Origin of the sequence: Aidingimonas lacisalsi (assembly GCF_008079445.1) — a bacterium.
GTDB lineage: Bacteria > Pseudomonadota > Gammaproteobacteria > Pseudomonadales > Halomonadaceae > Aidingimonas > Aidingimonas lacisalsi.
Genome location: NZ_VRYH01000023.1, coordinates 1 through 1032 on the forward strand (window position 1 = coordinate 1; position 1032 = coordinate 1032).

The 1032-nt window shown below is 46.4% G+C and carries 1 protein-coding gene; it reads right to left on the reverse strand.

Going from position 1 to position 1032, the window contains the following annotated elements:
• Positions 1-138: 138 nt before the first annotated feature.
• The gene (locus tag FVV99_RS18450) at positions 139-879 is read right to left on the reverse strand and encodes a hypothetical protein (protein ID WP_148255589.1); all 741 of its coding nucleotides are present in this window, start codon (positions 877-879) and stop codon (positions 139-141) included.
• Positions 880-1032 lie beyond the last annotated feature (153 nt).

Here is a 1032-nt window from a genome sequence, read left to right on the forward strand (position 1 = left end):
ATGCTGCGCTCGGGTAATTCCTGCAATAACTGACTTGGCAACAGCATCCCGTGGGATTTGCCTTGGCATAGAGTCTCCTTTGCTCTCTAACGCTAGAGCGCACCGGCGCACTTAAGTGCGTCCGCGTGACGCGACTTGTTAGATTTCGCGGGCATATGAGACGGTTACTCCGGCAAAATGGTGATTTCCATCTAGGGTAAGGCTGTCTGGATCGTTCTCATCCAATAAAGTTGTCTCAACTGCCTGACTCATAGTTTTAACTTTTACCCAAAACCTCAGACCATGTGGCAACCCAACCTCTTCTTGCCATTTCTCATATTTTTGTTTCAGTTTTTCGAGGTCTTGATACCTCTGTTCTTGAGTAAGAGATTTTGGAAATGAATGCATCGCCGCAAAACACGCATACTGGATTTGGGATACGCCTGTTCTGCAGCTTATTTTGAAAAATTCAGAATTACGCCTAAGGTCTTTCAATACATTTTGGCGGCTGGGATCGAAGCCTTTCAACTCTATTACACAAACAGGCACTCCACTCATGCCGCCTGAATCTCGGTACAGGCAAATATCAACTTTTCCATTTCTTTCAGTATTGTGCCGTTTTCTTAGTACGCGTTTGTAGCCGAGGAAGTTCGTGGAGTGTTCCCGTGCCATGAGAGGCACACAGTCAGTTGCTACCAACTTGGTTTTCCTTTCCAAGTATATTTTGTACGGATAACCGATCCCCGAATTCAGCTCAGCAAGCTTCTTTGCGACGTTAACGGTCAGCAAATACTCTGCTGCGATTTTCTGCGACTCATCTTCCAAGAAGAAAAAGGTGTCATCACAGGCGGATTTCATCCCTGATAAAATTTTTTCTTCAATGTTCAGTAGAAAGCTCATAAAATCTAACGACAGGCATCATGCGCCGCCCACGGCGGTCGCATGGATGCCATGGTTAGTGAGCGATCAGCATAGGAGAATTGCACATGCACCCCATGCGTCTCCCGACCTTTCAACCGCAACATCCGACACATGTGGAATTACCTTGACACC